The organism is Adlercreutzia muris (assembly GCF_008831045.1).
Lineage (GTDB): Bacteria > Actinomycetota > Coriobacteriia > Coriobacteriales > Eggerthellaceae > Adlercreutzia > Adlercreutzia muris.
Map to the genome: position 1 here is coordinate 1 of NZ_WAJS01000028.1, position 25,697 is coordinate 25,697.

Sequence of the window (25,697 nt, forward strand, 5' to 3'; positions counted from 1 at the left end):
CCGTAGGTGGGGGCGTTGCAGACGGGGGCAGCATAGGGGGAGGCCATGGCGTAGAGCTTCTTGTCCTTGTTGGCGAACACGGCCACCACGATGCACAGCACGAGCGAGATGATGCCCGCACCGAGGAAGGAGGCGACGGCGCCCACGATGTTCCACACCATGACGCTCTTCAGCTTCTCGGGCTTGTTCGCGCCGCGCACGCCCATGATGCCGGCGATGAGCACGAGAACCAGGCAGGCGAAGCCCCAGAAGATAAAGCCGCCGAGCATGCCGAGGAGCATGTTGATATCGCTCATCTCGATGATGTAGCCCTCGTCGGTGTAGAAGTAATCGTAGCCGGAATCGTTGATGGCGGCGCCACCGACGCCGAGCATGGCCCAAGCGATCAGGATGCCGATGATGCCGAGGGATGCGAGCACGATGTTGGCGATGCTCATGCCCTTGATGGCTTTGGCGTGGGAGGTGTTCATGACGGTTCTCCTTGGTTGGGGACGAAAATGACAACGGACACAGTATAGCCGTAGAACCTTGATCGGCAAGCTAATCATTGTCCTGTAGGCCGTTTGTTGACAAGCGTCAGTGCCGGGGCGTTGTGGATTCCCGGGGGTTTCGCTGTGGGGATGGCGCGGTGGTTTTCCGCAATTTCAGCAGGGGCGGCCTCTGCGCGGGGGCGTTCCCGTAGGGTACATCGCCCCGGTGTCTTCCGTGTCTTTCGGCGTGCCCTGCGGGTTGCGCCGCTGGTCGGTGGGAAACCATTCGGAAACACGGGGCCTGTGCGCCGGCTGATACACTGGCGCATGTCTAACCTGAACAAGAAGAGGGAGAAGCCTATGAACCGACTCTCTATCGAGGCGCGGGCCGTCCACGACGGGCGGCTGCGGGCGTTTCTCGATCGTTTCGAGCGGCGGGTGGCCGCCACGCCCCCGGGGATGTGCCCGGTGGCGGTGACTGCCACGCTGCTGGAGACGAGCGCGGCCCAGACCTGCGGCAAGTGCGTGCCCTGCCGCGACGGGTTGCGCGAGGCCGCGGCCCTTATGGGCTCGGTGCTGGCGTGCCGTGCCACGGAAGGGGATATGGAGCGCCTGCGCGCTCTGGCCGAGCTGGCCCGCGACGGCTCCGATTGCGCCATCGGTTCAGAGGCCGGTGCGGCCGTGCTTGCGGCCCTGGACGAGTTCGCCGACGAGTTCGCCTCCCACGTGCAGCGCCACCGCTGCACCGACGGCGTGGGCCAGTCGGTGCCCTGCGAGACCGATTGCCCCGCCCATGTGAACGTGCCCGGCTACATCGCCCTGGCCGGGGCGGGGGATTGCGCCGGTGCCGTGGCCATGATTCGCAAGGACAATCCGTTTCCCACGGCCTGCGCCTTCGTGTGCGAGCATCCCTGCGAGACCCGCTGCCGGCGCATGCTCGTGGACGCGCCCCTGAACATTCGCGGCATCAAGCGCTACGCCGTGGATGGGGCCGCCGCCGATACGGTGGCCGTACCCGAGGCCCTGCCGCCCACGGGACGCCGCATCGCCGTGGTGGGCGCGGGCCCCTCGGGGCTCACCTGCGCCTACTTCGCCGCCCTTATGGGCCATGAGGTGCACGTGTATGAGGGCCGCACCCAGCTGGGCGGCATGATGCGCTTCGGCATTCCCTCCTACCGCTTCCCGCGGGAGCGCTTGGATGAGGACATCGCCGCCATCCTGCGGGCCGGCGACATTACCGTGCATGCCGGCGAGGCGGTAGATGCCGCGGCCCTGGAGCGCCTGGCCGCCGACTTCGACGCCCTGTACGTGGCCATCGGCGCCCACGGAGCCAAAGCCCTGCGGTTGGAGAACGAGGGGGCCGCAGGCGTGTTCTCGGCCGTGGAGCTGCTCGGCGCCATCGGCGAGGGGGAGATTCCCGATTTCACGGGCAAGTCGGTCGTGGTGGTCGGCGGCGGCAACGTGGCCATGGACTGCGCCCGCACCGCCGTGCGCTGCGGCGGCGAGGTGACGGTGGTGTACCGCCGTCGCCTGGAGGACATGACGGCCCTGGCCGCCGAGGTGGAGGCCGCCATCGCCGAGGGCGTGGAGATGCGGCCCCTGCAGGCGCCGGCGGGCCTGGCCGTGAACGAGGAGGGCGCCGTGCGGGCGCTTGTCACCCAGCCCCAGATGGTGGGCCCGGTGAAGGGCGGCCGTCCCGCTCCCGTTCCTGCCGACAAGCCCGAGACGGTCATTGCCGCCGACGTGGTGCTCGTGGCCATCGGCCAGGACATCGTTTCCGATCCCTTCGAGGCCTTCGGCATGGCCGCCGACCGCGGCCGCTTCACGGCCGACAACTTCCTTGTGGCCGAGGGCTTCACCAACGTGTTCGCCGGCGGCGATTGCCAGACCGGCCCCGCCACGGTGATTCGCGCCATTGCCGCGGGCAAGGTGGCGGCCCGCAATATCGATGCCTACCTGGGCTACAACCACACTCTGGATTGCGGGGTGGAGGCGCCCGGTGCGGTGCCGAACCGCCGTGTGCCCACGGGACGCGTGGCTGTGGCCGAGCGCCCGGCCCGCGAACGCGCCCGCGATTTCGCAGCCACAGAAGTTGCCATGTCCGACGAAGAGGCCGCCCAGGAGTGCGGTCGCTGCCTGCGCTGCGACGTGTTCGGCTGCGGCAGTGCGGAAGGGGGTCGCATCCAGTATGCCTAACCTGATCATCGACGGCCGCGCTGTGAGCGTGCCCGCGGGCACCACCATCGTGGAGGCGGCCCGGGAGGCCGGCGTCGCCATTCCCACCCTGTGCTACCTGAAAGACGTGAGCAACGTGGGCTCGTGCCGCGTGTGCGTGGTGGAGGTGGAGGGCACACCGGAGCTGGTGGCCGCCTGCAAGACCCCCGTGGCCGAGGCCATGCGCGTGCGCACCGACACCCCGCGGGTTGTCGAGGCCCGGCGCCTCGCTTTGGATCTGGTCATTTCCAACCATGGCCTGAACTCCACCAATTTCTGCTTCAGCTGCCTGAAGAACGGCGACTGCGAGCTGCAGGACCTCTGCCGCGATCTGGGGGTGGACGCGCCGAGCTTTCCCGCCCCCGAGAAGAACGCCCCGGTGCGGGACGCGAACCCGTTTCTGCGTTTCGACCCGCGGCTGTGCATCGGCTGCCAGCGCTGCGTGGGCGCCTGCAACAACCAGGCCCGCAACCACACGCTGCAAACGGTCCAACGGGGCCTGCGCGCCGCCATCGAGGCTCCCTTCGGGCCCGACTGGCGCGCTACGGGTTGCGAGAGCTGCGGATGCTGCGCGGCGGCCTGCCCCACCGGCGCCATCGTGGAGAAGCGCCGCGCCGACTATCGTTCCTGGGAAGTGAGCGCCGTGCGCACCACTTGCCCCCACTGCGCCACGGGTTGCCAGTACGACCTGCTCGTGAAAGACGGCCGCATCGTGGGCACGCGCCCGGCCGACGGGCCCTCCAACCACGGCCGCCTCTGCGTGAAGGGCCGCTCGGGCAGCTTCGACTTCGTCCAGGCGCCCGACCGCCTCACCACGCCCCTCATCCGCAACCGCGCCACTGGGGCGCTGGAGCCGGCCGGCTGGGACGAGGCGCTCGATTACGTGGCCGAGAACTTCAAGCGCATCATCGGCGAGACCGGTCCCGATTCCGTGGCCGCCTTCGCCTGCTCGCGCTCGGCCAACGAGGATATCTACCTGCTGCAGAAGATGGCCCGTGCCGCCTTCGGCACCAACAACGTGGACAACTGCGCCCGCGTGTGCCACGCCCCCACCGTGGCGGGCCTGGCCATCACGCTCGGCTCCGGTGCCATGACCAACACCATCGCCGACATCACCGATACGCCGGACGTCATCATGATGGTGGGCTCCAATATCGAGGAGGCCCATCCGGTCATCGGCATGCAGGTGCGCGCCGCCGTGGAGCGCGGCAGCAAGCTCATCGTGGTGGACCCGCGCGACATCCGCATCGCCGAGCGCGCCGACATCCACCTGAAGCTGCGTCCCGGTACCAACGTGGCCTTCGCCAACGGCTTCGCCCGGGCGCTCATCCACGCCGGCCTGGCCGACAAGGCGTTCATCGAGGAGCGCACCGAGGGCTTCGACGCCTTCGCGGCCATGGTGGAGAGCTACACGCCGGAGCGGGTGGCCGAGATCTGCCACATCGACGCCGACGACTTGGTGGCGGCCGCCGAGCTGTACGGTCGGGCCGATACCGCTCCCATCATCTACTGCCTCGGCGTGACCGAGCACTCAACGGGCACCGAGGGCGTCATGTCGCTTTCCAACATCGCCCTGGTTGCCGGCAAGCTGGGTCGTCCCGGCTGCGGCGTGAACCCCATCCGCGGCCAGAACAACGTGCAGGGCGCCTGCGATATGGGCGCCACCCCGGCCGACTTCCCCGGCTACCAGAAGGTGGCCAGCCCCGAGGTGCGCGCGAAGTTCGAGAACGCCTGGGGCGTGAGCCTGCCCACCGAGCCCGGCTTCATGGCCACCGAGTGCTTCGGGGCCATGAAGGACGGCCGCATCCGGGGCCTGTTCATCTTCGGCGAGGATCCGGTGCGCACCGACGCCGACACGAACCACGTGCTGTCGGCTCTGCGCTCGCTCGACTTCCTCGTGGTGGACGACTTGTTCCTCACCGAGACGGCCGCGCTGGCCGACGTGGTGCTGCCCGGGCGCAGCTACGCCGAGAAGGAGGGCACCTTCACCAACACCGAGCGGCGCGTGCAGCGCATCCGCCCGGCGGTGGAGATCGAGGGCACCCGTCCCGACACCTGGATCTTCACCGAGATCATGAACCGCATGGGTTACGCCCAGCCGCACTTGACCGCTGCCGAGATCATGGACGAGGTGGCGAGCCTCACCCCCAGCTACGGCGGCATCAGCCACGCGCGCCTCGATGGCGCCGAGGTGGCCGGGCGCGGGCTGCAGTGGCCCTGCCCCACGCCGGATTCGCCGGGCACGCCCATCATGCACGTGGGCGGCTTTGCGCGGGGCCGCGGCAAGTTCTCGGATGCGGAGTATCGCGCTTCCGACGAGCTGCCCTGCGAGGAGTTCCCCTTCGTGCTGATGACCGGCCGCGTGCTGCACCACTACAACGCCTGCGCCATGACGAGCCGCACCGAGGGCCTGAATGCCATCGGCGACAGCTCGTTTATCGAGCTGAACGACGCGGATGCGGCCGCCCTCGGCGTGGCCGATGGCGACGCGGTGCGCGTGACGAGCCGCCGCGGCGAGATCACCACCACGGCGCGCGTGTCGGCGAAGACCTCGCCCGGCGAGACGTGGATGCCCTTCCACTTCCAGGACGGCAACGCCAACTGGCTCACCAACGCGGCTTTGGACGACGTGTGCAAGGTGCCCGAGTACAAGGTGTGCGCCGTGGCCGTGAGCCGCGCCTAGCAAGGTTCGTGAAGCTGACAAACCACCTCATCAAAGGCGGTTTGGGAGCCTCGAACGTGGACAATTTATGGGGATGGGCCCCGCGGCCCCTGGAACAGATGGTTCCGGGGGCCGTTTTCGTTACCGATATGTGAAAATGCAACCAAAGAGACTGGGTGTTAACAAGCATAATCGAGGAGATCGTTACCTATGGAACTTACGCGGAGAAGCTTCCTCGCCGCCGGGCTCGCGGCGGCGGGCGCGGCGGCCGTCGCCTCGCCCGGGAGGGCATGGGCCGACGATGAGGCGGCGGGGGAGGACGCCGAGGGCGCCGTCGACGAGCGCATCGCCGTGTGCGAGGGGTGCCCGCTCGGCTGCACGGCCCTCGTCGCCTGCGAGGACGGCGCACCTGTGGCCGTGGCAGGCGACCCCTCCAACCCGCTGTCCGAGGGCAGGCTGTGCGCCCGGGGCCAGCAGATGTTGGGGACGCGCCGGGAGCGCGCCGCCGAGGGCGGGGAGGTGGTCGACAACCCGCGCCGGCTGGCCTCGCCCCGGGTGCGCCGCGGGGGATCCGACGCGTGGGAGGACATCTCGTGGGACATGGCTCTCTCCGAGATCGCGTCGCTGGTGAAGAAGACCCGCGACGAGAGCTTCGTGGAATACGACGGCGAGGTGCCCGTCATGCGGACTGAGGCCATCGGCAGCTTCGGCGGCGCCGAGCTGCTCGTGGAGGAGCAGTACCTGCTCATGAAGGCCCTGCGCAGCTGGGGCGTCGTGAACCTGGACAGCGAGGCGGCCGGCGGCCAGCGCGTCTTCGCCGAGGGGGCGGCCGCCACGCTGGGCATGGAGGTTCCCGACGGGCTGGCCAGCGATGCGGCCCTGTCGCAGGTCATCCTCACGGTAGGCGCCGACATCGCGGCCTCCCAGCCGCTGTGGCTGCGCTGGATCGAGCGCGCGCGGGAGGCGGGGGCCCGCTGGATCGTGGTCGATCCGCTGCGCACGCGCACGGCCGAGATGGCCGATGCGCACCTGGCCATCCGCCCCGGCACCGACATCGCCTTCTTCGGGGGCCTCGTGAACTACCTCATGGTCAACGACCTCTGGCAGCCTGAGTACGTGCTGAACTACACGAGCGCCTCCTACCTCATGGCCGACGACTTCGGCTTCGATGCGGCGACGGGCCAGTTCTCCGGATGGGATCCGTTCACGGGCTCCTACGACCGGGCGAGCTGGGGGTGGCAGACCGATGGCGAGGAGACGTGGAACATGCGCTACGAGGGCGAGTTTGCCTGGGTGCGCGGCGAGGGCGTTCCCGTGTGGGCCATCCCCTCCACGCCGAAGCCGGTGCGCGACATCACCCTGCAGCACCCCTCGTGCGTCTGGACTCAGATGACGGCGTTCTACGGCCGCTACGATCTGGACACCGTGAGCGCGGTGTGCGGCGTGGACCGCGAAGCGCTGGAGGAGGTGTACGCCGCCCTCGGTGCCACGAGCGCGGCCGACGGCGCGGCGAAGATCATCGCCGGCGCGGGCCTCGTCCAGCACGGCACGGGCGCCCAGGCGGCGCGCGCGGCCTGCATGGCCCAGCTGCTGCTCGGCAACGTGGGCGTGCCCGGCGGCGGCATCTGCTACGCCGGGGGCTGCGCCGGCGAGGCGGCGGCCGATGCTGTGGGCCTGCGGCCCGACCGGCTGCCCGGCTCCATGGCCTGGCCCACCGCCGACGAGCCGACGCTGCAGGCGTGGCTCGAGGCCCAGGTGGCCTCGGCGGGCACCCACGCCCAGGATCCGAAGCGGATCGTCTCGGTGCTGCGGGAATGGTGGGGCGACGCGGCCGCCTACGACAACGACTACGGCTACGACTGGCTTCCCAAGCGGGCCTCGGCCGACGGGGACGGGCTGTTCGCGGCCATCGCCGACGGCACGGTGCGCGGATGCTTCTCGTGGAGCGCCGACCTGCTGGCCGCAGCTCCTGGCGGTTTCGGGGCCGAGGCGCTCGGCAATTTGGAATGGCTCGTGGCCGTGGACGCCCTGGAGGGCGACGCCCCCTCCTTCTGGAACGCTCCCGGCGCCGATGCGGCGTCCGTCGGGACGACGGTGTACCTGCTGCCGGCGGCCGTCGGGCCGGAGAAGGCGGGGATGCGGGCGAGCGGGCGCCTGATGCAGCATGCCGAGGTGGCTCTCGCGCCCTTCGGCGATGCCCGCGCCCCCCTCGACATCATCGGCGAGCTGTGGCGACACGTGCACAACCTCTACGACACGAAGGGCGGCATGGCGAGCGCGCCCATCCTGAACGCGAAGTGGGACTACGTCGCCGACGACGCGGTGGTGCCCGAGCGCGTGGCCTGGGCCCTCAACGGGTACCTGACCGAGGAGGCCGACTTCGGCTCCGCCTCGGTGAAGCTCTTGGAAGGCGCTGACGGCTTGAGGGCCGACGGGTCGACGGCCTGCGCGGTGCCCTCCTTCGCCGGCTGCTGGAACGCCCTGGCATCGCTCGGCGACGCCTCCGGCCAGCCCGCGGGGCGTCGGGACGCGACGGACGAGAGCGGCCTGGGGCTGTTCTCCCAGTGGGGCTTTACCTGGCCGGGCAACGTGCGCGTGCGCGGCAACCGGGCCAGCGCCAACTTGGCGGGGCAGCCCTGGGCGGCGGGGCGAGACCTTCTGCATTGGGACGGCCAGAGCTGGGTGCTCGCCGACGCCCCCGACTTCGCCGCCCTGCGCGAGGGCCGCTGGATCGAGCCGGACAACTGCGCCTTCCCGGGGGTGTGGGAGGAAGTGGGCCTCCTGGCGTGCGACCGCTTGGGCGACGGCGCCCTGCCCGAGCACTACGAGGCCTTGGAAGCGCCGCTGAACAACCGTCTGAACGGCTCCTATGCCGCACCGACGCTCATGGCCGCCGCCTCGCGCGCCCTCGCCCTGGCGCCGACGGGGGAGGGCGATGGTGCCGGGGGCGTTGATGCGGCGGTGCAGGAGGCATTGGCGCCGGATTACCGCAACATCGAGGCCGACCGCGAGGCGCATCCCATCTGTGCGGTGGTGAATACCGGCCGGGGCCAGACGGCCCAACGGCGCGCGCTCGTCGCAGCAGCGGCGGCCTTCGAGCCGGGGTGCTTCGTGGAGGTGTCCGAGGCCCTGGCCCGCATCCGCGGCCTGGCGACGGGCGACCGCGTGCGCGTCTTCAACGACCGCGGCTCTCTGGAGGCGCCCGTGCTGGTGACGGCGCGCGTGGCCCCCTTCCCCTGCGAGGACGTGGAGGCCCATTGCATCTGCCTGAACGGAGCCGCCCCGCGCGCGGCCGCCAACGGCGACGAGGGCACCTCCGCCGCGCCCGGCTGCTATTGGAACCTGCTCGCGCCCGCTGCCGGTAACCCCGCCGGAGGCGGCCGCGACGCCAAGGGGTTCCTCGTGGATATCGAGAAGGCCTAGAGGGGGAGCTATGGAAGACAAGGCGATTCTGTTCGACGGCAGCCGCTGCACGGGATGCCAGGTGTGTGTCGTCGCCTGCAAGGAGCGCCGGGGGCTGTCCTTGGCCCCGGAGGCGGGCAACGAGGCGCCGGCCGACGCCTACGAGCGTCTGGCCGATCTGGACGGCGCGAGCCCGATGTCCGTCGCCCTCACCGAACGTGTGGTGGAGGGGGCGGGGCTGGTGTGGGAGGCGGCCCGACGCGGATGCGTGCGCTGCGCCGAGGCTCCCTGCGGCCAGGTGTGCCCCACCGGCGCCCTGGAGCTTTCCGAGGAGGGCCGGCTCGTCGGCCCTGCGGCCGACCGCTGCGTGAGCTGTGGCCTGTGCGCCATGGTGTGCCCCACCGGCGCTCCGCGCAGCTCGGGCGGGGTGGGCCCGGTGTGCCTGTGCGACGGCTGCGCCGCGGAGGTGGCCGTCGACGGCATCCCCGCCTGCGTAGGCGCGTGCCCGATGGACGCCCTGACGTTCGGCCCCCGCGAGGAGGTGCTCTCGCGGGCCCAGGATCGGGTTGCGGCCCTGCAAGGGCGCGGTTTCGCGTCCGCCAGCATCCTCGGCGCGAGCGAGCAGGGCGGTCACGGGGTTGTCCAGGTGCTCCAGCACGGGGCTGCGGGCCATGTGAACGAGGCATTCTCCACGGCCGAGGAGTTGCCGTGGGTTGCCGGCGCGAAGCTGGCCGGCCCGGTGTCGGTGGCGGTGCTCGCCGCCGGGGGAGTCGGCGCGACCGTGGCTCTCGCCTGCGAGGCGAACCGGGCCCGCCGCGAGCGCTCCGAGGCCGTGCGCGCGGCTGCCGATAGGGCCGCGGGCGTGCCCATGTGGGAACAGCTCGGCGACGGCTCGATCGTCGACGGGCCGGCCGATGACGCCTGCGGCGCCGAGAGCGCCCTCGATGCGGCCGTGCGCAAGCGCGACGCCCTGCGGGCCCGCGCCGCCATCGCCTCGCCGGCTGCCGCAGCGGCCGCGGCAGCAGCAGCCGCGGGAGAGGAGCCCCATTTCGTCCCCGTCTCCTTCGACGGCTCGGAGCTTTCCGCCGGGGATGACTTCGGCTATCCCGACGATTTCGCCGACGAGGGTGCTTCGGGCGGCGGCGAGCTTGGCGCCGCCGAGGGCGCTTTGGGCGCCGATGCCCCGCTGCCGGCCGCTTCCGCCTTGGAGGGCGACACGGGCGAGATCCCCCGCATTGAGGATGGTGCGGGCGATGTCTCCCCGCTCGAGGGCGACACGGGCGAGATTCCCTGTATTGGCGGGGGTACCGGCGAGATCCCCCGCGTCAACGATGCCAGCGATACCGGCGAGCTCTACGACGTGGAGGACTTCCGCCGTCTGCTGGCCGCCGATATCGTGGCCCACCACCTCGCGAAAAAAGCTGTTTCTCCCGAAGAGGGGGATGCTGGCGAGGGCGGCGAGGACGCGATCGAGAAGGCCAGTCTCGACGGCGAGGGCGCGATCGAGGGAGCCGGTCCCGACGGCGAGGGCACCGTTGAGGGAGCCAGCCCCGACGGGGAGCTTCCGACTTCTTAGGATGGGGGCCCTGGTTCCCTAGAACGAGGGCCCCTTCTCTTTGAGGCGGGCCAGCTTGTTCTGCAGCTTGCGGTAGTGGCGCTCCTCTTCGGCGGTCCAGGGGCCGAAGAGGATGTCCCGCAGGGCGTCGCTTGCGCTTTTTTCCGCTCCCTCGCACGGGAAGAGGAGCTCTTGGGCTCGGTTGTACAGAAAGACGCCGTCGAACAGCTCGCTTTCCTCCAACACGGCGAGGTTGTCGACGATCTGGTCGATGATCTTGTTGTGGTGCGCAGGATCGGTGGCGCGGGGCGTGGTGCCCAGAATGCGCATCTCCTCATAGCGTATCTGACAGCTTACCAGCGAGATCTCGGGTTTTACTGCCATAAGTGCCAAGGATACCCCGTAGCCGCGTCCGCGTAGCAGCGCCGCCGTCTTCATGGGCACCTCGGCCGTGCGCAGCGTGCCCTCGATAATGAGGTTGTAGCCCACGGCGGAAAGGGTGTCGACGAGGGCTTCCGTCATGCGACCTGCCCACGGCGCGGTGTAGTCGACCGCCTCGTCCCCGTAGGTCGCTTGGAGTTCGGGGAAGCGTGGGTGGAATTTGCGGTAGTCGTCGCCGTTTATGCTGATGATATTGCCGTCGTGGTTGGCGCGAATGATCTTGTGGAGCGTTGTCTTCCCAGCTCCGCTTTGCCCTCCGAGCAGATAAGCCTGTGGCGGTGATTCAAGATGGGGGCGGTAGGCGTTGAGGAGATTCCACCGCAGTTCTTCAAGAGTTGCGAGGAACTCCCCTTCGCTGAAATGGACGAGGGTATCATCCATATTAGGCCGCCTTTGCAAGTTGGGTTTCGAGCAGCTTCTGGAAGCCTATGAGCTGCCCGCGAATCTCGCCTAAGGAGTCTCGGTTCCCGCTCTTCTCGGAGAGAATAGCGGGAACGAGTCGGGCCACCTGTTGCTCGATGTCGTCGTAGACCATGGCGAGAGCGCTGTCTCCGTTGGCCCGTGCTGCGGCCCGGGCACGGGATATCTGCGCCATAACGTCCCATGCGGTTTCGTTGAGCACCTCCTGCTGCAGGGTAAGCTCGTAGATGTCGGTCATGTCCATGATCTCTCCCTCCTCGTCGAACGTTATTTCCGCGTACACGATCTTCTCGACCGATGCGCGCTGCTTGGGTGTGAGCGCATCGCCGTCGCGTTCGAGGCAGCCGGCCATGAACTCGGGGATCATGGCGGCGCGAATGAGGTTGGCATTGGCCTTGGTGGGGGCGATTCCGCTCTCGTAGCGCGTGATGCTGGCCTCGCCGATGCCGAGCAGGCGCGCGAAAGCCTGCTGTGAGAGGCCGTAGCGCTTGCGGATCTCCTTGATTTGCCGGGACATGTTAAGCTCGCTCATGATGTTCCAATCTATCGATTGCTTATCTGAGCCGATTGTATCATCAATTTAAGAAAAATGATCGAGAAAAATAATAATATGGGGGTAAAATTGCCCTCAATTTGCAATCAAAAGATAGTATATTATACGCGATAGCCTGAAGAGAGCAAGGCTCCCCGAGGCCGGTACCCTCCTCAAAAAAACCGGCGGCCTGCACGAATGCGCGCGGGCCGCCGGGGGCTATCGGAGACCGGCGAGCCTATTCGCCGATGGGCTCCAAGGTGAACAGCTTGGGGGCATCCGACGTCTCGTCCAGAACCGCTTCCTTTCCCTGCGGGCCCGCGACGTCCCAGGCCGCGAGGTACTCGGACAGAAACTCCGGGCACTTTTCCTCGAAGTCAGCAGCCATGGCGATGCGGTAGGCCTGCTCCTGCGTGCTACCGTCGTCGAAGGTGGCCGTGAGCGTGATGATCGAGCCGTCGAGAACCCGTGCGGCCTCCGCGTAGCCCTCGACCGCATAGGGGTCGGCGTCGCACTCGGCGGGATAGGGCGCGATGACGTAGAGGCGCGTGAAGGCCGTCGCGGCGGTTCCGCCGTCCCCGTAGGTGAGGGTGAACGAGGGGCCGTGCTCGACGACCTGCTGCGGATCCTCTCCGGCCGCTGTCAGCTGATCGACTTCTTGCCAGTCGAAGTACTCGAAGAAGGCGTTCTCGTTGTCGATGCAGTATGAGACCGAGGCGAGGTTCGACCCCTCGCACCGGGCATCGAAGTTGAAGTAGGTCAGGGCCTCTCCGGGCGCCAGCAGCTCTCCGAACACGGGATCGCCCTGCCAGCTCTCCCAGCTGGTCACGAAGGCGGGGTGGAGCCAGTTGATGCCGAGGGGATCGCCTGAGGCGATGGGGACGTTCGCCTCCTCCGCCTCGTCGGCCCACGCCTTCAGCACGAAGAAGTTCCCCGTCGGCGAGCCTGCCGCTTTGCCGGCGCCGCCGTCTGCCTGCTGCTGGATTGGGGATGCGGCGGGGTCGGCGCCTTGCGGGCCGCCGGCTCCCAGGGCGATGGTCCCGGCGCCCGCCAAAATGAGAACAGCGGCGCTCGCCGCGGCGACGGCGTAGCGGGCAGCGCGGCGGGGACGTCGCAGCGGGCTGAACGCCCTCGGTCCCTCGGCGTTCGCGCCTGGGCCTTCCGCGCGCCGGGCTTGCTCCACGTTTACTGCTCTGCGGGCTTCGAGGGTCTCTTGCAGCCGCGCCTGGGCCGTGGCCGGAACCCGCTCGGCGCGGACGGCCGAGGCGTACTGCTTGAGGAAGTCGTCCACTTTCGCCGAGGGCTCCCGGCGGTTTCCGAGATCGTCGCGGCGGGGATTGGCCGGTTGGTCATTGCTCATAGCTGAGCCTCCTTTTCTCTGTCGGGGCGGAGCAGGTTGGCGTCGCGCGGCGGGGTCGACGTGCGGTGCGGGAGTCCGCTGTGCGCCGGATCGCGGCCGTTCGAGCCGTCGAGCAGGTCGCGCAGGGCCTCCCGGGCACGGTGCAGGCGCATGCGCACCGCGCCGGGCGTGCATGCCAGGGCGCGGGCGATTTCCGCCGTGCTGAGCTCTTCGACGTAGAAGAGGTTGACGACGGTGCGCTGGTCCTCGGGGAGAAGGCCCACGGTATCCCACAGATCCGAGAAGCGGTCTTCCGGGCCGTTGGGCGCGCCTGCTCCTCGGGGCGCCGCTTGCGCCAGTTTGCGCTCCGCCTCTTCGCGGTGATCGTCGAGCGAATCGGTGGCGTGCCGAGTGCGGGCGCGGAGACGGTCGCGGGATTGGTTCACCGTTACCCGGATGAGCCATGCCTTCAGGTGTTCGTCGCTCTCGAAGGCGCGCGGCTTGTCGAGAAGCTTCAGGAACACGTCCTGGTAGACATCCTCGGCATCGGCGCGGGAGCCCGTTTGGCCGAGGGCCACCCGCCACACCGTGTCTCCCCACCGCGCCAGCGCCCGCTCCGCCACGCTCGCCTCCTGCTTTCCATGTAAGGGTGTTCGCATGCTTACCTCCTTGCCTTCAATACGAACGGGGAGGGGAAAATGTCACGGCGTTCGGGAAAAACTCGCTGGGGCCCCAAAAAAAGCACCTCCGAAAGGTCCTCCGCAACGGAAAAGCGGCCCCCGTGGGGACCGCTTCCGAAGAGAGTGACGCTTGTCGCTTGCCGTGGCGCGCCGGCGGCTGGCTGGGCCTCGTCGCCGGCCGCGTGCCGCTTAGTCGCGGGTAAGCTTGCGGTGCAGGCGGTGGGGTTTGGCGGCCTCCTTGCCGAGGCGCGCCTCGCGATCTTCCTGGTAGCTCTCGAAGTTGCCCTCGAAGAAGTGCCAGCGGCCGGGGTTCTCGTCATCGCCCTCCCAGGCCAGAATGTGCGTGGCGATGCGGTCGAGGAACATGCGGTCGTGGCTGACGACCACCGAGCAGCCGGGGAAGTCGAGCAGGGCCGCCTCCAGGCTGGACAGCGTCTCCACGTCCAGGTCGTTGGTGGGCTCGTCCAGAAGCAGGAGGTTTCCGCCCTCCTTCAGGGTGAGGGCCAGATTCAGGCGGTTGCGCTCGCCGCCGGACAGCACGCCCGCGGGCTTCTGCTGGTCGGCGCCCTTGAAGCCGAAGGCCGCCACATAGGCACGGGAGGGAATCTCGGTCTCGCCGACCATCATGTAGTCGGTGCCGCCCGACACCACTTCCCACAGCTTCGTGTTCGGGTCAATGCCCTCGCGGTTCTGATCCACGTAGGAGATCTTCACGGTCTCGCCGAGCTCCAACTCGCCGCTGGTGAGGGGCTCCAGGCCCACGATGGTCTTGAACAGGGTGGTCTTGCCCACGCCGTTGGGGCCGATCACACCCACGATGCCGTTGCGGGGCAGCTCGAAAGACAAGTCGTCGATGAGCACGCGGCCGTCGAACTCCTTGTGCAGGTTCTTCGCCACGAGCACCTTGGAACCCAGGCGCGGGCCCACGGGGATCTGAATCTCGGCGAAGTCGAGCTTCTTGGCGCGGGCCGCCTCGGCCACCATGGCCTCGTAGTTCGCCAGGCGGGCCTTGGACTTGGCCTGACGGGCCTTCGGGGAGGAGCGCACCCATTCCAGCTCCTTCTCCATGCGACGGGCCAGCTTCGCCTGGGCCTGGCCCTGGGCGGCGATGCGGGCGGCCTTGGTTTCCAGGTAGGTGGAGTAGTTGCCCTTGTAGGGGAACAGCTGCCCGCGGTCCACCTCGCAGATCCACTCGGCCACGTGGTCGAGGAAGTAGCGGTCGTGGGTGACGGCCAGCACCGCGCCCGGATAGTTCTTGAGGAACTGCTCGAGCCACAGCACGCTTTCGGCATCCAGGTGGTTGGTGGGCTCGTCCAAAAGCAGCAGGTCGGGGGCCTCCAGCAGCAGGCGGCACAGGGCCACGCGACGGCGCTCGCCGCCCGAGAGGATGGTCACGGGCGCGTTGGGGTCGGGGCACTGCAGCGCGTCCATGGCCTGGGAGAGCTGGGAATCCAGATCCCACCCGTTGGCGGCATCGATCTCGTCTTGGAGCTTGCCCATCTCGTCCATGAGCGCGTCGAAGTCGGCGTCCGGTGCGGCCATCTCCTCGCCGATCTCGTTGAAGCGGGCCACCTTGGCCAGCACGTCGGCAAAGGCCATCTGGATGTTCTCCAGGACGGTCTTGTCCTCATCCAGCGGCGGCTCCTGCTGCAGGATGCCCACGGTGTAGCCGGGCGTGAGCCGTGCGTCGCCGTTGGACACCTCTTCCAGCCCCGCCATCACCTTCAGCAGGGTAGACTTGCCCATGCCGTTGGGGCCCACGACGCCGATCTTCGCGCCGGGGTAGAACGACAGGGTGACGTCATCGAGGATGACCTTGTCGCCCACGGCCTTGCGCGCCTGATACATTTGGTAGATGAACTCTGCCATGAAGTGAAAACCGCCTTTCTTACTGGCTCGGCGAGAGCTTTGCCGGTGCCGCACATCGGGACTGCGTCAGCGTCCCACTGGCCGCGGCCCGCCGTCCCCACTCTCTTGCATGAGGGGTATTGTCGCAGAACGCTCGCCCCCGCGCCACCGTCCTCACGAAATGCGAGGAAGGGGAAGCGGGCGCGTTTGGCGAAAAGTTCGCAGCGCCATTATGGCGAGGATCGTCGACTCCAATCAGAGTGCAATAACTTCCTCATTCACATCGACGACAGCCAGGGTTTTGCCAAGAGGGGCGAGGGCTCTCAGAATTGTGTCTAGCTGTGGGTTGGTGGCCGCCGTTTCCATGCGAGCTATAACAGGCTGGCGAATGCCCGAAGCCTCTTCCACGGCGTTTTGGCTTAAGCCGGCTCCCTGGCGAGCTGCCACTATTTCCCGCAAAAGTGCTGCTTTTTCGATGGCCGCCACGTCGAGGGCAGTGCCGCATTCGTAAATCTCGCTCGAAGACAGATCGATCTCGTCGCTCCACGAAATGCCATATCCGCCTGCATCGATGCGGACATCTCGGAAAAGGTCATCATTGCGCAGCGGCGCGAAGGCGGGATGCACCTCAATGAGTTTCCCCATGTCGTAGAGGCGCGCCTCTTGTCCTGGGAAGAAACCGAGGAGCCGAAAGTTACTGAGGGGATAGATGGAAATGAGCTTATGGAACATTCCAAATCCTTTCCTAAAGCGGCGGCAACTTCCGAAACTGCTGCGATTTCCATATATCGAGCAGGTCAGACTGATAGAGGCTGATCCACTTGCTTGCCAGTTGGTACTTCTTTGTTGGAAGAAACCCATCGAGAATTTGCAGCGTCCTGATGTCGATGGCGGCCGCAAATTCCCCGTACTCGCAGTGAACATGGGGCGGGTTGTGCTCTGCACCCAGGAAGTAGATTTTGATCACCATTCCCGCGAACGTTGCGATTACTGGCATGATTCCTCCCAAGTATAACTTTTGAATTATAAAATATCAATAACTCACTAGCTGCTCTTTTAGGACAATTATAGCACAATATACAAACATTTGTTTCATAAATGGAAGGAGAGATAAAAGCTGGCTCGATCTTCTATTGAAGCGCTTCCGGTTGCAGTTTGCTGCCAAAGCGCAAGACCTGACCTTATTCGTCAGGAACGGCCAACTTCCCGTTAGAACTGGGAGGGCGGATAAGATGAGGGTGCACCTATACTTTTGACTGTTGGGTGAGATGGCTCTTCTCGATCGCGGGCAGTAGGGGCTGCACGGTTGTTTTCGCAGGCAAAAATCATGGTCTCTCCCTCTGGAGGATATAAAAGAGAGAGGAATGCGGTGAGTGTCGCAGGGTGTATCGTGCGTCAGCGAATTACTGCTCTGGCTACCATGATGGCTCCGATATTCCAAGTGGATGGTTCTCGTCCTCGGACAATAAAAGGTTTGTCACAGAAACTGAACGTTTGAGCTAGTTGGATTGTCAAAGGTTTGCGCCAAGCACGGCAGGCGAAATCAGCAAAAGGAGAAGACGCATGGGCATTATGGATGACGTGACGGGGGCCATGAGGCGGGGGACGAGCGCGGCTGAGCGGACGGCGCGGTCAACGAAGCTGAAGGCCGACTTGCGCGAGGTGAACAAACGGCGCCAGAACCTGGCCGCCCAGTTGGGGGCGAGCCTGTACGACGCCACTCGCGAAGACGCTGCTTTCCGCGAGGGACGCGAGGAATTGTACCGGGGCATTGCCCAGTGCGACGATGAGCGCGACCAAATCAATCGGGCTCTTCAGGCGCTGCAGGATGCCGCTGCGGCCGAAGAGGCGGCCCGGCAAAGCTTCACCTGTGCCGTGTGCGGGGCGCAGGTGCGCGGCGGCGATCTGTTCTGCAGCGGGTGCGGAACGCCGGCCGAGCAGGCGCGGGCTTTACGGCCTTCCTGCGCGACAGCCGATGCGGGGTTGAGGTGTGCAACGTGCGGAGCGCCCCTGAAGGCCGATTACGCGTTCTGCATGGAATGCGGCACGCCGGTGCAGTTGGCGCCGGAAGCCGATGGGTCGGCTGCGGACGAGCCTGATGGGGCCTGGGCAGACGAGCCTGCCATTGCTGCACCTCAATGCCCGATGTGCGGGGCGGCCGCCGAAGAAGGGCAGGCCTTCTGCATGCAATGCGGAGCGTCTCTGGCTCGGTCTGAGTAAACCTTCCGAGAAACCATCCGACGAAAGGGAGATCTATGTCGTTTTGCAGCCAATGCGGAAAGCAAGTGGAGGATGGGGCCCGTTTCTGCCCCGCGTGCGGTGCCCCTGCAGGGACACCGGCCGTGCATGCGAGCGCAGGTGCCCCGTCTGTCGCCTCGGTATCGGCTTCCGGCGTTTCCGTCGGTTCTGCAGCGCCGGCGATGGCCGCTCAGGCGAAGAGCGCGAAAATCGTGGCCGGCGTGCTGAACGCGCTGCTGGCGGTGTGCGCTTTTATGCCTTGGGTCAACGTGAACCTCTACGTGTGGAGCGACTCGTTCTCCATTCCCACGCTGCTCAATATGGCCAACACCGTTCGCGAATGGGGTTCCTCGCTCGGGGGCCTTTCGAGCGATGTCGACGGGGTGTTGGCAGGCTTCACTGTGGTTATCCTGGGCATTCTGATCATCTGGCTCGTGGTAGTCGTCCTGCTGATCCGGGACGCCTACCGCTATTTCACGAACAAGCCCGGTTTCAACTCGACGGGCGCGGCGGCCGTGCTTACGCTTTCCGCGTTGTTCCTGCTTGTGGTGTTTGCGCTCGATCAAATGATCAGCGGGTCTTCGTCCGGTGTGCCCAGCGGCCTCGTCTCGGCAACGGGCTGGGTGTGGGGCACCGTTGCCCTTTCCATCGGGGCCCTCGTTTATTCCGAGGTGAAGGAGAAGGAAGTGGGGGAGAACGCCTGAGGGCGCTCGATTGAAGGCGGTATACCGGAAAGGCTGGAGACCATGGCGACGAACTGTTCCCAATGCGGCGCACCCATGCCGCCTGACGCTCGATTCTGCGGCGAGTGCGGCGCGGCGCTGTCTGCCGTCGTGCCCGTGATACAGGACGCGCCGACCCAGGAGGCGCCGTCGGTGCAGCCCGTTGTATCTGCGGGCGGAAGGGCGTCTAAGAAGCGCTCGCGTAGGCAGGTTGCCATTGTTGGCGGCGTTGTTGGCGTACTCGCTCTGACGGCGGGTGCGGTGGCGATACTTTTCGCGACGGGCTTTTTCGGCCCCCATGGCCTGGCCATCAACGAGGAGGCCTTTCCCGACGAGGTGATCCGTGCTGCGGTGATCGCTCAGGTGGACACCGATGGCGACGGCGAGCTATCTGCGGAAGAGCAACAGGCTGTAACGGGCTTTGTGGCCGGCGACGGTCGGGTGAGCTTCATCTTGAACGGGGAAGAGGTTGACCCGGGTGCGATCCTCGGTTCCGCTGAGGGCGATTCCGCAGAAGATACGGCCGACGAAGGCGAGAATGCGACCGTGGGCGAAGACGCATCCGAAAAGACGGGCGCTTTGGAGGAAGGAAGCGATTCCGAAAGCGATGCTGATGACGGCACTGATTCCGTCGAGGAAGGCAGGGGCGAAGCAGCTGAGGGCCAGACCGAAACGCCATGGGGAACCGAGGGCTTTGACGCCTTCCCCAACTTGAAAACCATTGTCGTGCGGGATGCCGGCCTGACCGAGCTCGACCTTTCCGTGTGTCCGAACGTGGAGTACGTCGACTGCCGCCAGAACCCGCTCGCATCGCTCAACTTGGCCGGCAACGCCAACCTCACCACGCTCTTTTGCGACGACAACGTGCCCCTGGAAGGCTTGGACGAAGCAGGCTTGTACTTCACGGATCTGATTGCGAGTGCGCAGGAACTCGATACCGCTACGGAAGAAGTGAATGACGTCTGGGTTGTGGAATACGACACATTCGGCCGTCCAATCAGAGTGAATACGTGGAGAGGCGCCGAGCGCACTTACGAATATGATGAGCAAGGCAGGCTTACAGGAGCGCAGTGGGACGCTTCGGATTGGGAGAAGTACACCTATCGCGACAACGGCTTGCTGGAGAGTTGCGAGAACTTTTTCACTCTGGATGTGGACAGCAAAGATACATTCCGCACCGCGTTCGGTTACGACAAGGATGGTCGGCTTGCCCAAACCCAAATGAGCCATGGGGATCAGGGCGTCATACAGCGCAAGTCGTTCAAGTACGATGACGGGAGGCCGTCCGCGTGTCTGTTCGAGAACGGCGATGCCAATGGAAGCGAGCGGGGGACGTTTGAATTCGATGAGAGCGGGAGGCTTGTGGGTGCCCGCTTCTATGAGGAAGAAAGCGGATTTCAGGAGCTGTCCGACGATCTGATCTACGAGTACGACGAATGCGGCCTGCTCGTGTACGGGAATGCGACGCGTCTGTGGGATAGCGAGTACGGAGGCACGGACCGTCATGGGGAATACAACGAGCAGGGGCATCCTCTGTGGGCCAGAATAGTTCCGGGAAACCCGCAGGCCTCGTGCGTCGATTTCGACTATTCGTGCAATATCGATGGCTATGTGACACGGATGCATACCTACAAGCCGGACTATGATCGCGATATTCAACTTGAGATTTCTTACATCAAGATGGTTGGCTCCCTTGAGGATCGTCCGGCAAGGCGTTTCGTGCCGCAGTTTTCCGTGGGTTTTGGGATTGACGGCCATCGCAACGGGGGAAGCGCTTTCACCATGGGCCAAGAGTGGGGTCAAGACACTGCCTCCTCGCTTGATGCTACCGTGCAGGAAGTGGGACCGGTGCAGATGGTGTATCAGACCATGGGTCTCATGCCGCGCACTCTTTCCAATCCCAACGAGCTGAGGTTGGCGGCCTACGATGCCGAGCACTGGACCGATGGTCTTCGCATCGACGAGGCCTCGCTCCTTTTCGAGCCTCGAACGATAGAGGTGAGCCCCGATCAGCCAGCGTCGATGGCGGGGAATCACGACATTCAGACGGGCGATTTTTGCTTCGACGTGCCCGAAAGTTGGCGCGATAAGGTGGACATCGTATATCCCGGGGTAGGCGGTTCGGAGTTCTATTCGGTGGAGATTATTCTCAAGGATACGCCGGGGGCTCACATCATGAGTTTCGCCGTCGGCGACCTTGCCCATGGCGATCCAGGGGAATTCGACATTGTTGTGGGATATTATCCGCTTGACGATGGGCGATTTATGAGTGTTACGACATCGGCGTGGGCGGCTATGCTGGTGGACGCCATCGAGAATAACTATCAGGTTTCAAGCGCCGTCACTACTGAAGGTCAGTATCAGTGTCTTCTCGATCTTGTTTCTGGCGGAAGCATTCTTTACAGCGATTTGGTCAATACTCCCTACGACCCCGCGCTTATCGAATATCTCATGCAGAGTCAGAAAGACTATTTCAGCAACGAGGTTGTGAACAGAATCGAACTTGTCCAGAAAGGGTAGTCATGCCATTTTGCCATCAATGCGGAAGCAAGTTAGAGGAAGGAGCCCAGTTCTGCCCGCAATGCGGGAAGGTGCAGGGGCACCCGCAAAATGCCGCTCCGTCTGAGAAGAACGTCCCCGACACGTGGTGGCGCAAGCCTCAGGTTTGGATCGGCGCCCTCGCGGTTGTTGCGATGGTCACCGTAGCAGCAATCTCCATCTCTGCTTTTGTCGATGCCCAAAGCCAGGAGTCTATGGCCGAAGAACATGAAGTATCGCCATGGGGCGGGATTCAGGCTATGCAGAGGGAGAACCCGGTGTACGTGAATGACTTCGTTGAGGCTGAGATTTCCTGGGGAGATGACGTTTATTCAGAAACATACGAGAAGCAACTCGACGAACATGGAAATGTGGTCGGATACTCCTTCACTGAGAACGAATCCGCATCCGACACTACATTTGTCAAAATGACTTATGACGATCAAGGTATTGCAACGTCATGCACGTGCGAGGGTGACATCGTTTGGTCCCAAACGGTGCTAGAGCGCGACGATGAGGGAAGACCTTTGCGAGTGGAACGCGTGAAAGAAGGTACCGACTCGACTTTCTTTGAGTTTGGCTATGCGAATGATGGTCAGCTCAGTCAATACATCATTGAAACAGGTGACGAAAAAGAAATCTATATGATTGACGAACGGGGGCGTATCTCTTCTTATTGGGGCTCTTATTGGGACGACGTGCGTGACGGGTTGTCAGAGTCGTCGTATACGGTTTCTTATAAAGAGGATTCAGATGGGAAGGTCGTTGAATCAACTCGGATCAATCCCGTAAATATAAATGCCGAAATGGTGAGTTACGAATACGATCAGGACGGGCGATTGGCTGTGTTTAAGGGTTATTACGATGATGCGGAGACATGTGTGGAACGATACTCCTATGCAATGATCGATGACCCCTCTCCCATGGTGGAACTCTGGTCTCATGTATTCAATCGATCAAATCCCCTTAGTGTTCCAACTCTTTAATCAGATGATAGATAGACCAAGGAGAAAATAGTATGTTTTGCGCAAAATGTGGTAAAAGATTGACTGCTCAGACTCGATTTTGTCCTATGTGTGGAAATGCAATTATCACACCTATTGCGCAGACGAAGCCGATCGCTGTTGCTTCGGGATCGAAAGCCTCGAATCCGACGTGCGCGGTTTCAGCCAAAATGAAGAAGGCTTGCCAGCTGGCCGGAGCCATGGACGTGGCGCTTGTCGTTCTGTTGTTTCTGCCGTGGGTGAACGTCAACCTGGGCATTTGGTCCGGTTCGTTCTCGCTGCTTGATTTTGCATCAGCGGGAGACAAGGTGCGCACGATGCTCTCCTATCTGGGATCGTCTTCGAGCGATATTGCCGGTATGCAGCAGGGGCTGGGTGCCTTTAGTGTGGTGCTCGTTGTTCTGTGGCTTGTCGCCGCAGTGCTTCTGGTGCGGAATGCCTATGGGAACTTCACTGGCAAAGCGCCTTTTGCAAGCGGTGGAGCAGCGACTATATGCTCGATGGCTGCCGCTATGGTTGCGATTTGTTTCTTTGCCGACTATGTCATTCGGGAGGGAAGCTATGGCATGCTCTCGGGGGCAGTTGCGGCTTCGCCCTGGCTGTGGATGGTCTTGGCTCTGTCGCTTGTTCTTCTGTTTTACTCGGGCTATCAGTCTGCTTCTTTCGGGCTTAAGGAATAAGGTCGGTCGAATGGCGAAGAGGGCTTCGACAATCGCGCTGACAACCTCGCTTGTTCTTGCCGTGGGCGGTGCGCTCTGCCTCTGGTCCTGCTCAGCCGCCTCTGAGAACGCCGATGCTTCTGCGGAGGCGGTCCCTGAGGGGCAGATTCAGGTAGAGCGGTACGACCATGACGTGTCGGACGTTCTCCAGGGCGAGCAGGAACCGGCGAAGCGAAACGAGGAGGCTTCTCGGGAAACTTCGCAGACCGACGGAGCTCGGGGCCAAGGAAAGGCGGGGGCGGAAACGCCGCCGAGCACCGGGGCGACCTCGGATGCCGCCGACCTCAAAGCGCAGCTTGGCATCGTCGAGGATTTCCGACCGTCGCTTTCCCATGGGCCGAAAACAGCCGCCCACCAGCGGTACATCGTGCTGCACGATACCGAGGGCAATGGCAGCCCTTCGTCGGTGGTTGATTGGTGGGACTCGAACGGCAATCTCGTCGCGGCCCATTTCGTCGTGGGCAAGGACGGCTCCATCGTGCAGTGCGTTCCCCTGGACGAGATTGCGCACCATGCCGGCTACGGCGATGCGGGGCACAACGATTTGTACGGTATTCAGGAGGACGGCCGCGACGATATGGAAGGCTCATCTCCCATTGGGGCCTGGGCGCCCGACTATGCGCTGAATGCCTGGTCCATCGGCATCGAGATGGTGCACATGGGAGGCGAGGGCGACTATCCGGCCGCGCAACTTGAGGCGGTGGACGGGCTCATTGCCTACATCGACGCCTATTACGGATTCGAGAGTGACATCATCGACCACAAGGCCTGGCGTTCGGGCAACTCCGATACGTCCGAAGAATTTGCAGGCTATCTGCGCAGCTACCAAAGTCAACGAGTGCACGAGTAAGGATTCCCATGTTTTGCATTAAGTGCGGGGCCCCGGTGCCCGACGACGTCAAGTTCTGCCCCCGGTGCGGTGCGCCTATCGTGAAGGCTTCACCGTCGCAACGGCCTGTGCCGCCCGATCAGCGTAATGGCGTTCCGACGCCGTCGGCCTCTCGGGACGCTTCTGCTGCAGTGGGCACCTCGTCGACTTCGCCGAAACGGGCGGGGGTGGGGCTGTCCCGCTCTGTGATTGCGGGGGCGGCCGTTGTGCTCGTCGCAGCCCTAGGGGCAGGGATTTTTCTCGCGTGGCCTCAGGGGGAAGGGGGCACCGACGCGGTGTCGAGCGCGTCAGGCTCTCCGGAAGGCGGCTCTTCGGCTGGGGCGTTGCCTGACACGGCACCCGAAGAAGCGCCGGAACAGTTTGAGTTCGTCATCTCCCAGGTAGACAATGCGGCCTTTCCCGAGGTGACGCTGTATGTGCAGCTTTTGGCCGAAGATGGTTCGGCTGCCGAAAACTTGGCAAGTGAAAAAGTGCACATCACGGAAGTGGGCGCCGACGGTACGGAGTACAATGCGACGGTTTCGCAGCTGGCGCCCTTTGCCAAGGGCGACCCCATGAGCATCAACCTGGTGGTGGATCAGAGCGGTTCCATGGATGCGATCGGCAAGATGGACGGCGCGAAGACGGCGGCGCTCGGGTTCGTTGACGAGCTGCTCGCCTCGGACGGCACCCAGGCGGAAGTCACGGCGTTCGATGACACCGTGAGCAATCGGCAGCCCTTCACAGAAAGCCGGGAGCTGCTGGCCAGCGCCATCGATGCCCTGGAGCCCGATGGCGAGACGGCGCTGAACGACGCGCTATACTGGGCTCTTCAGCGAGCGAACCTGAAGAGCGGCGCCCGCATGGTCATCGCCTTCACCGATGGGGCCGAGAATGCGAGCTACTACAGCGCGGAAGATGTGGCCGAGTTGTCGCGCCTGACGGGCATTCCCGTGTACATTATCGGTATCGGTGACGATGTGGAGTATGGCCTTCTGAATGATCTGGCCCAGCGGTGCCATGGCGGCTACTACGAGGTGGACGAGCGAGACGTCGCTGTTTCCCTGCGCGAGATATACGATGCCATTTACGCAGATCAGCTCTCCATGATGCGTATCGTGTTCACCTCCCAGTGTCAGGACGCCACCGACGCTTACCGCAGCGTGCGGGCTTCCTATGGCGAGGAGGGTGCCCTTCAGGCCGAGACGACCTTCGAGTACGTGCCGGTGGATGCGGTCGACTCCTTCGCCACGCAGGCCCACACCGACGACTATGTTCTGGCTGATAGCGCTTCGAGGGTGTACTCCGAGAGCGAGCTGGAGCAAATGTCTCTGTGGGAGTTGTATTTGGCACGCAACGAGATATTCGCCCGTCATGGCCGAGGCTTCAAGAACCAGGACCTTGTGGAGCATTTCGCCACGCGCACGTGGTACTCCGAGCAGTACACTCCCGAGGAGTTTGACGCGCTACCTAACCAGTTCAGCAAAATCGAGCTGGAGAACATCGAGACGATGCACGCTGTAGAGACGGCCCATAACTCGCCCTATTTGGTCACAGCAAAATAGAGAAGGAGAAAGCCATGTTTTGCAAGCAATGCGGTACGCAGTTACCTGGTGGGTCGCGCTTTTGCGCGGCTTGTGGGGAGGATCTGGGAGGAAGCGCGGGGTCGGTTGGGGTCGCTGCGGTGCTGGGCAACTCGGAGGCGGCGGCGAAAGAAGCCGAAAGAGCGGAGACCAAATCAACTATGAAGGTGGCGATTATCGCCGTCGTGATTATCGGACTGATAATTCTCTCGCTCACCCAGTTCCACGTCTGCGACTTTTGCGAGGAGACCTTTTGGGGTCCTGGCTACGACAACGCGGAATACGATGTGCATATCTGCAACGACTGCGCCGAGAACTACCATTGGTTGGGCCTCTAGGGAGCGCATGGGGCTGCTTGGCGGCGCCCATTGACGGGTGTTTGCCACGAACGGGCTACTTTGCGTCAGAAACGGTGCGGCCCCTTGCCAATGCCTTGCTGGGGGGGTCTCTTTGTGGTAGATT

At 64.5% G+C, this 25,697-nt stretch carries 20 protein-coding genes and 2 pseudogenes; 14 read left to right on the forward strand and 8 right to left on the reverse strand.

All coding sequences use genetic code 11. The annotated features are described in order from the left end of the window. Positions 1-470: hypothetical protein (locus tag F8D48_RS08790; RefSeq protein ID WP_151431312.1), on the reverse strand; the 470-nt coding region annotated here is incomplete at its 3' end. 360 nt (positions 471-830) lie between these two features. On the opposite strand from F8D48_RS08790, the gene F8D48_RS08795 reads away from it, so the two are divergent. The 4 genes from F8D48_RS08795 to F8D48_RS08810 all read left to right on the forward strand — a co-directional run bounded on the left by F8D48_RS08795 (position 831) and on the right by F8D48_RS08810 (position 10,324). Further along, a complete protein-coding gene (locus F8D48_RS08795; RefSeq protein WP_151431314.1) occupies positions 831-2,666 on the forward strand; it encodes an NAD(P)-binding protein in 1,836 nt (611 codons plus the stop codon). After that, the gene (gene fdhF, locus F8D48_RS08800; protein ID WP_151431316.1) at positions 2,659-5,367 is read left to right on the forward strand and encodes a formate dehydrogenase subunit alpha; all 2,709 of its coding nucleotides are present in this window, start codon (positions 2,659-2,661) and stop codon (positions 5,365-5,367) included. Before F8D48_RS08795 ends, fdhF begins: the two co-directional genes overlap by 8 nt. A 189-nt stretch (positions 5,368-5,556) precedes the next feature. After that, positions 5,557-8,769 (forward strand): molybdopterin-dependent oxidoreductase, encoded by a 3,213-nt coding sequence (locus F8D48_RS08805; protein ID WP_151431318.1) that lies wholly within the window; start codon positions 5,557-5,559, stop codon positions 8,767-8,769. Positions 8,770-8,779: 10 nt separating this feature from the next. Then, positions 8,780-10,324 (forward strand): 4Fe-4S dicluster domain-containing protein, encoded by a 1,545-nt coding sequence (locus tag F8D48_RS08810; RefSeq protein ID WP_151431320.1) that lies wholly within the window; start codon positions 8,780-8,782, stop codon positions 10,322-10,324. 18 nt (positions 10,325-10,342) lie between these two features. On the opposite strand, the gene F8D48_RS08815 is transcribed toward F8D48_RS08810, so the two are convergent. From F8D48_RS08815 to F8D48_RS08845, 7 genes are all read right to left on the reverse strand, one after another. Beyond that, positions 10,343-11,125 (reverse strand): zeta toxin family protein, encoded by a 783-nt coding sequence (locus F8D48_RS08815; RefSeq protein ID WP_151431322.1) that lies wholly within the window; start codon positions 11,123-11,125, stop codon positions 10,343-10,345. Between the two features lies 1 nt (position 11,126). Beyond that, positions 11,127-11,696 carry a helix-turn-helix domain-containing protein gene (locus F8D48_RS08820; RefSeq protein ID WP_135970124.1) on the reverse strand — a complete coding sequence of 190 codons (570 nt, stop codon included), beginning with the start codon at positions 11,694-11,696 and terminating at the stop codon, positions 11,127-11,129. 238 nt (positions 11,697-11,934) lie between these two features. Further along, positions 11,935-13,056: a hypothetical protein gene (locus F8D48_RS08825; protein WP_151431324.1), complete on the reverse strand. Its 1,122-nt coding sequence runs from the start codon at positions 13,054-13,056 to the stop codon at positions 11,935-11,937. Further along, positions 13,053-13,658 (reverse strand): RNA polymerase sigma factor, encoded by a 606-nt coding sequence (locus F8D48_RS08830; RefSeq protein ID WP_240806292.1) that lies wholly within the window; start codon positions 13,656-13,658, stop codon positions 13,053-13,055. The genes F8D48_RS08825 and F8D48_RS08830 overlap by 4 nt, the downstream gene beginning before the upstream one ends. A gap of 246 nt (positions 13,659-13,904) precedes the next feature. Continuing rightward, positions 13,905-15,584, reverse strand: coding sequence for an energy-dependent translational throttle protein EttA (gene ettA / locus F8D48_RS08835; RefSeq protein WP_135970121.1), 1,680 nt, complete (start codon positions 15,582-15,584; stop codon positions 13,905-13,907). Between the two features lie 234 nt (positions 15,585-15,818). Further along, a complete protein-coding gene (locus F8D48_RS08840) occupies positions 15,819-16,295 on the reverse strand; it encodes a helix-turn-helix domain-containing protein (RefSeq protein WP_170272785.1) in 477 nt (158 codons plus the stop codon). A gap of 13 nt (positions 16,296-16,308) precedes the next feature. Continuing rightward, entirely contained in the window at positions 16,309-16,560 is a 252-nt protein-coding gene (locus F8D48_RS08845) for a DUF4160 domain-containing protein (protein ID WP_151431330.1), read from the reverse strand. A 566-nt stretch (positions 16,561-17,126) separates the two neighbouring features. Between F8D48_RS08845 and F8D48_RS08850 the strand changes: the two genes are divergently transcribed. The 10 genes and pseudogenes from F8D48_RS08850 to F8D48_RS08885 all read left to right on the forward strand — a co-directional run bounded on the left by F8D48_RS08850 (position 17,127) and on the right by F8D48_RS08885 (position 25,573). Beyond that, on the forward strand, positions 17,127-17,783 hold the full coding sequence (locus F8D48_RS08850) for a zinc ribbon domain-containing protein (protein ID WP_151431332.1): 657 nt from the start codon (positions 17,127-17,129) through the stop codon (positions 17,781-17,783). A 35-nt stretch (positions 17,784-17,818) separates the two neighbouring features. Next, a pseudogene (locus F8D48_RS12280) lies at positions 17,819-17,887 on the forward strand (zinc-ribbon domain-containing protein); the annotation flags it as partial. A gap of 18 nt (positions 17,888-17,905) precedes the next feature. Then, the gene (locus tag F8D48_RS08855) at positions 17,906-18,505 is read left to right on the forward strand and encodes a hypothetical protein (RefSeq protein WP_240806293.1); all 600 of its coding nucleotides are present in this window, start codon (positions 17,906-17,908) and stop codon (positions 18,503-18,505) included. Positions 18,506-18,547: 42 nt separating this feature from the next. Continuing rightward, positions 18,548-21,043, forward strand: a complete 2,496-nt coding sequence (locus F8D48_RS08860) for a zinc-ribbon domain-containing protein (protein WP_151431366.1) — start codon at positions 18,548-18,550, stop codon at positions 21,041-21,043. 2 nt (positions 21,044-21,045) lie between these two features. Then, positions 21,046-22,047 (forward strand): zinc ribbon domain-containing protein, encoded by a 1,002-nt coding sequence (locus F8D48_RS08865; RefSeq protein ID WP_151431337.1) that lies wholly within the window; start codon positions 21,046-21,048, stop codon positions 22,045-22,047. 32 nt (positions 22,048-22,079) lie between these two features. Further along, positions 22,080-22,745: a zinc-ribbon domain-containing protein gene (locus F8D48_RS08870; RefSeq protein WP_151431340.1), complete on the forward strand. Its 666-nt coding sequence runs from the start codon at positions 22,080-22,082 to the stop codon at positions 22,743-22,745. A gap of 10 nt (positions 22,746-22,755) precedes the next feature. Continuing rightward, complete coding sequence (locus F8D48_RS08875; protein WP_151431342.1) at positions 22,756-23,634, forward strand: N-acetylmuramoyl-L-alanine amidase; 879 nt, start codon at positions 22,756-22,758, stop codon at positions 23,632-23,634. 8 nt (positions 23,635-23,642) lie between these two features. Further along, positions 23,643-23,708: pseudogene (locus tag F8D48_RS12285) on the forward strand (zinc-ribbon domain-containing protein); the annotation flags it as partial. A gap of 240 nt (positions 23,709-23,948) precedes the next feature. Next, complete coding sequence (locus F8D48_RS08880; protein WP_240806294.1) at positions 23,949-25,217, forward strand: VWA domain-containing protein; 1,269 nt, start codon at positions 23,949-23,951, stop codon at positions 25,215-25,217. Positions 25,218-25,231: 14 nt separating this feature from the next. Further along, positions 25,232-25,573 (forward strand): zinc-ribbon domain-containing protein, encoded by a 342-nt coding sequence (locus F8D48_RS08885; RefSeq protein WP_151431346.1) that lies wholly within the window; start codon positions 25,232-25,234, stop codon positions 25,571-25,573. Positions 25,574-25,697: the final 124 nt, after the last annotated feature.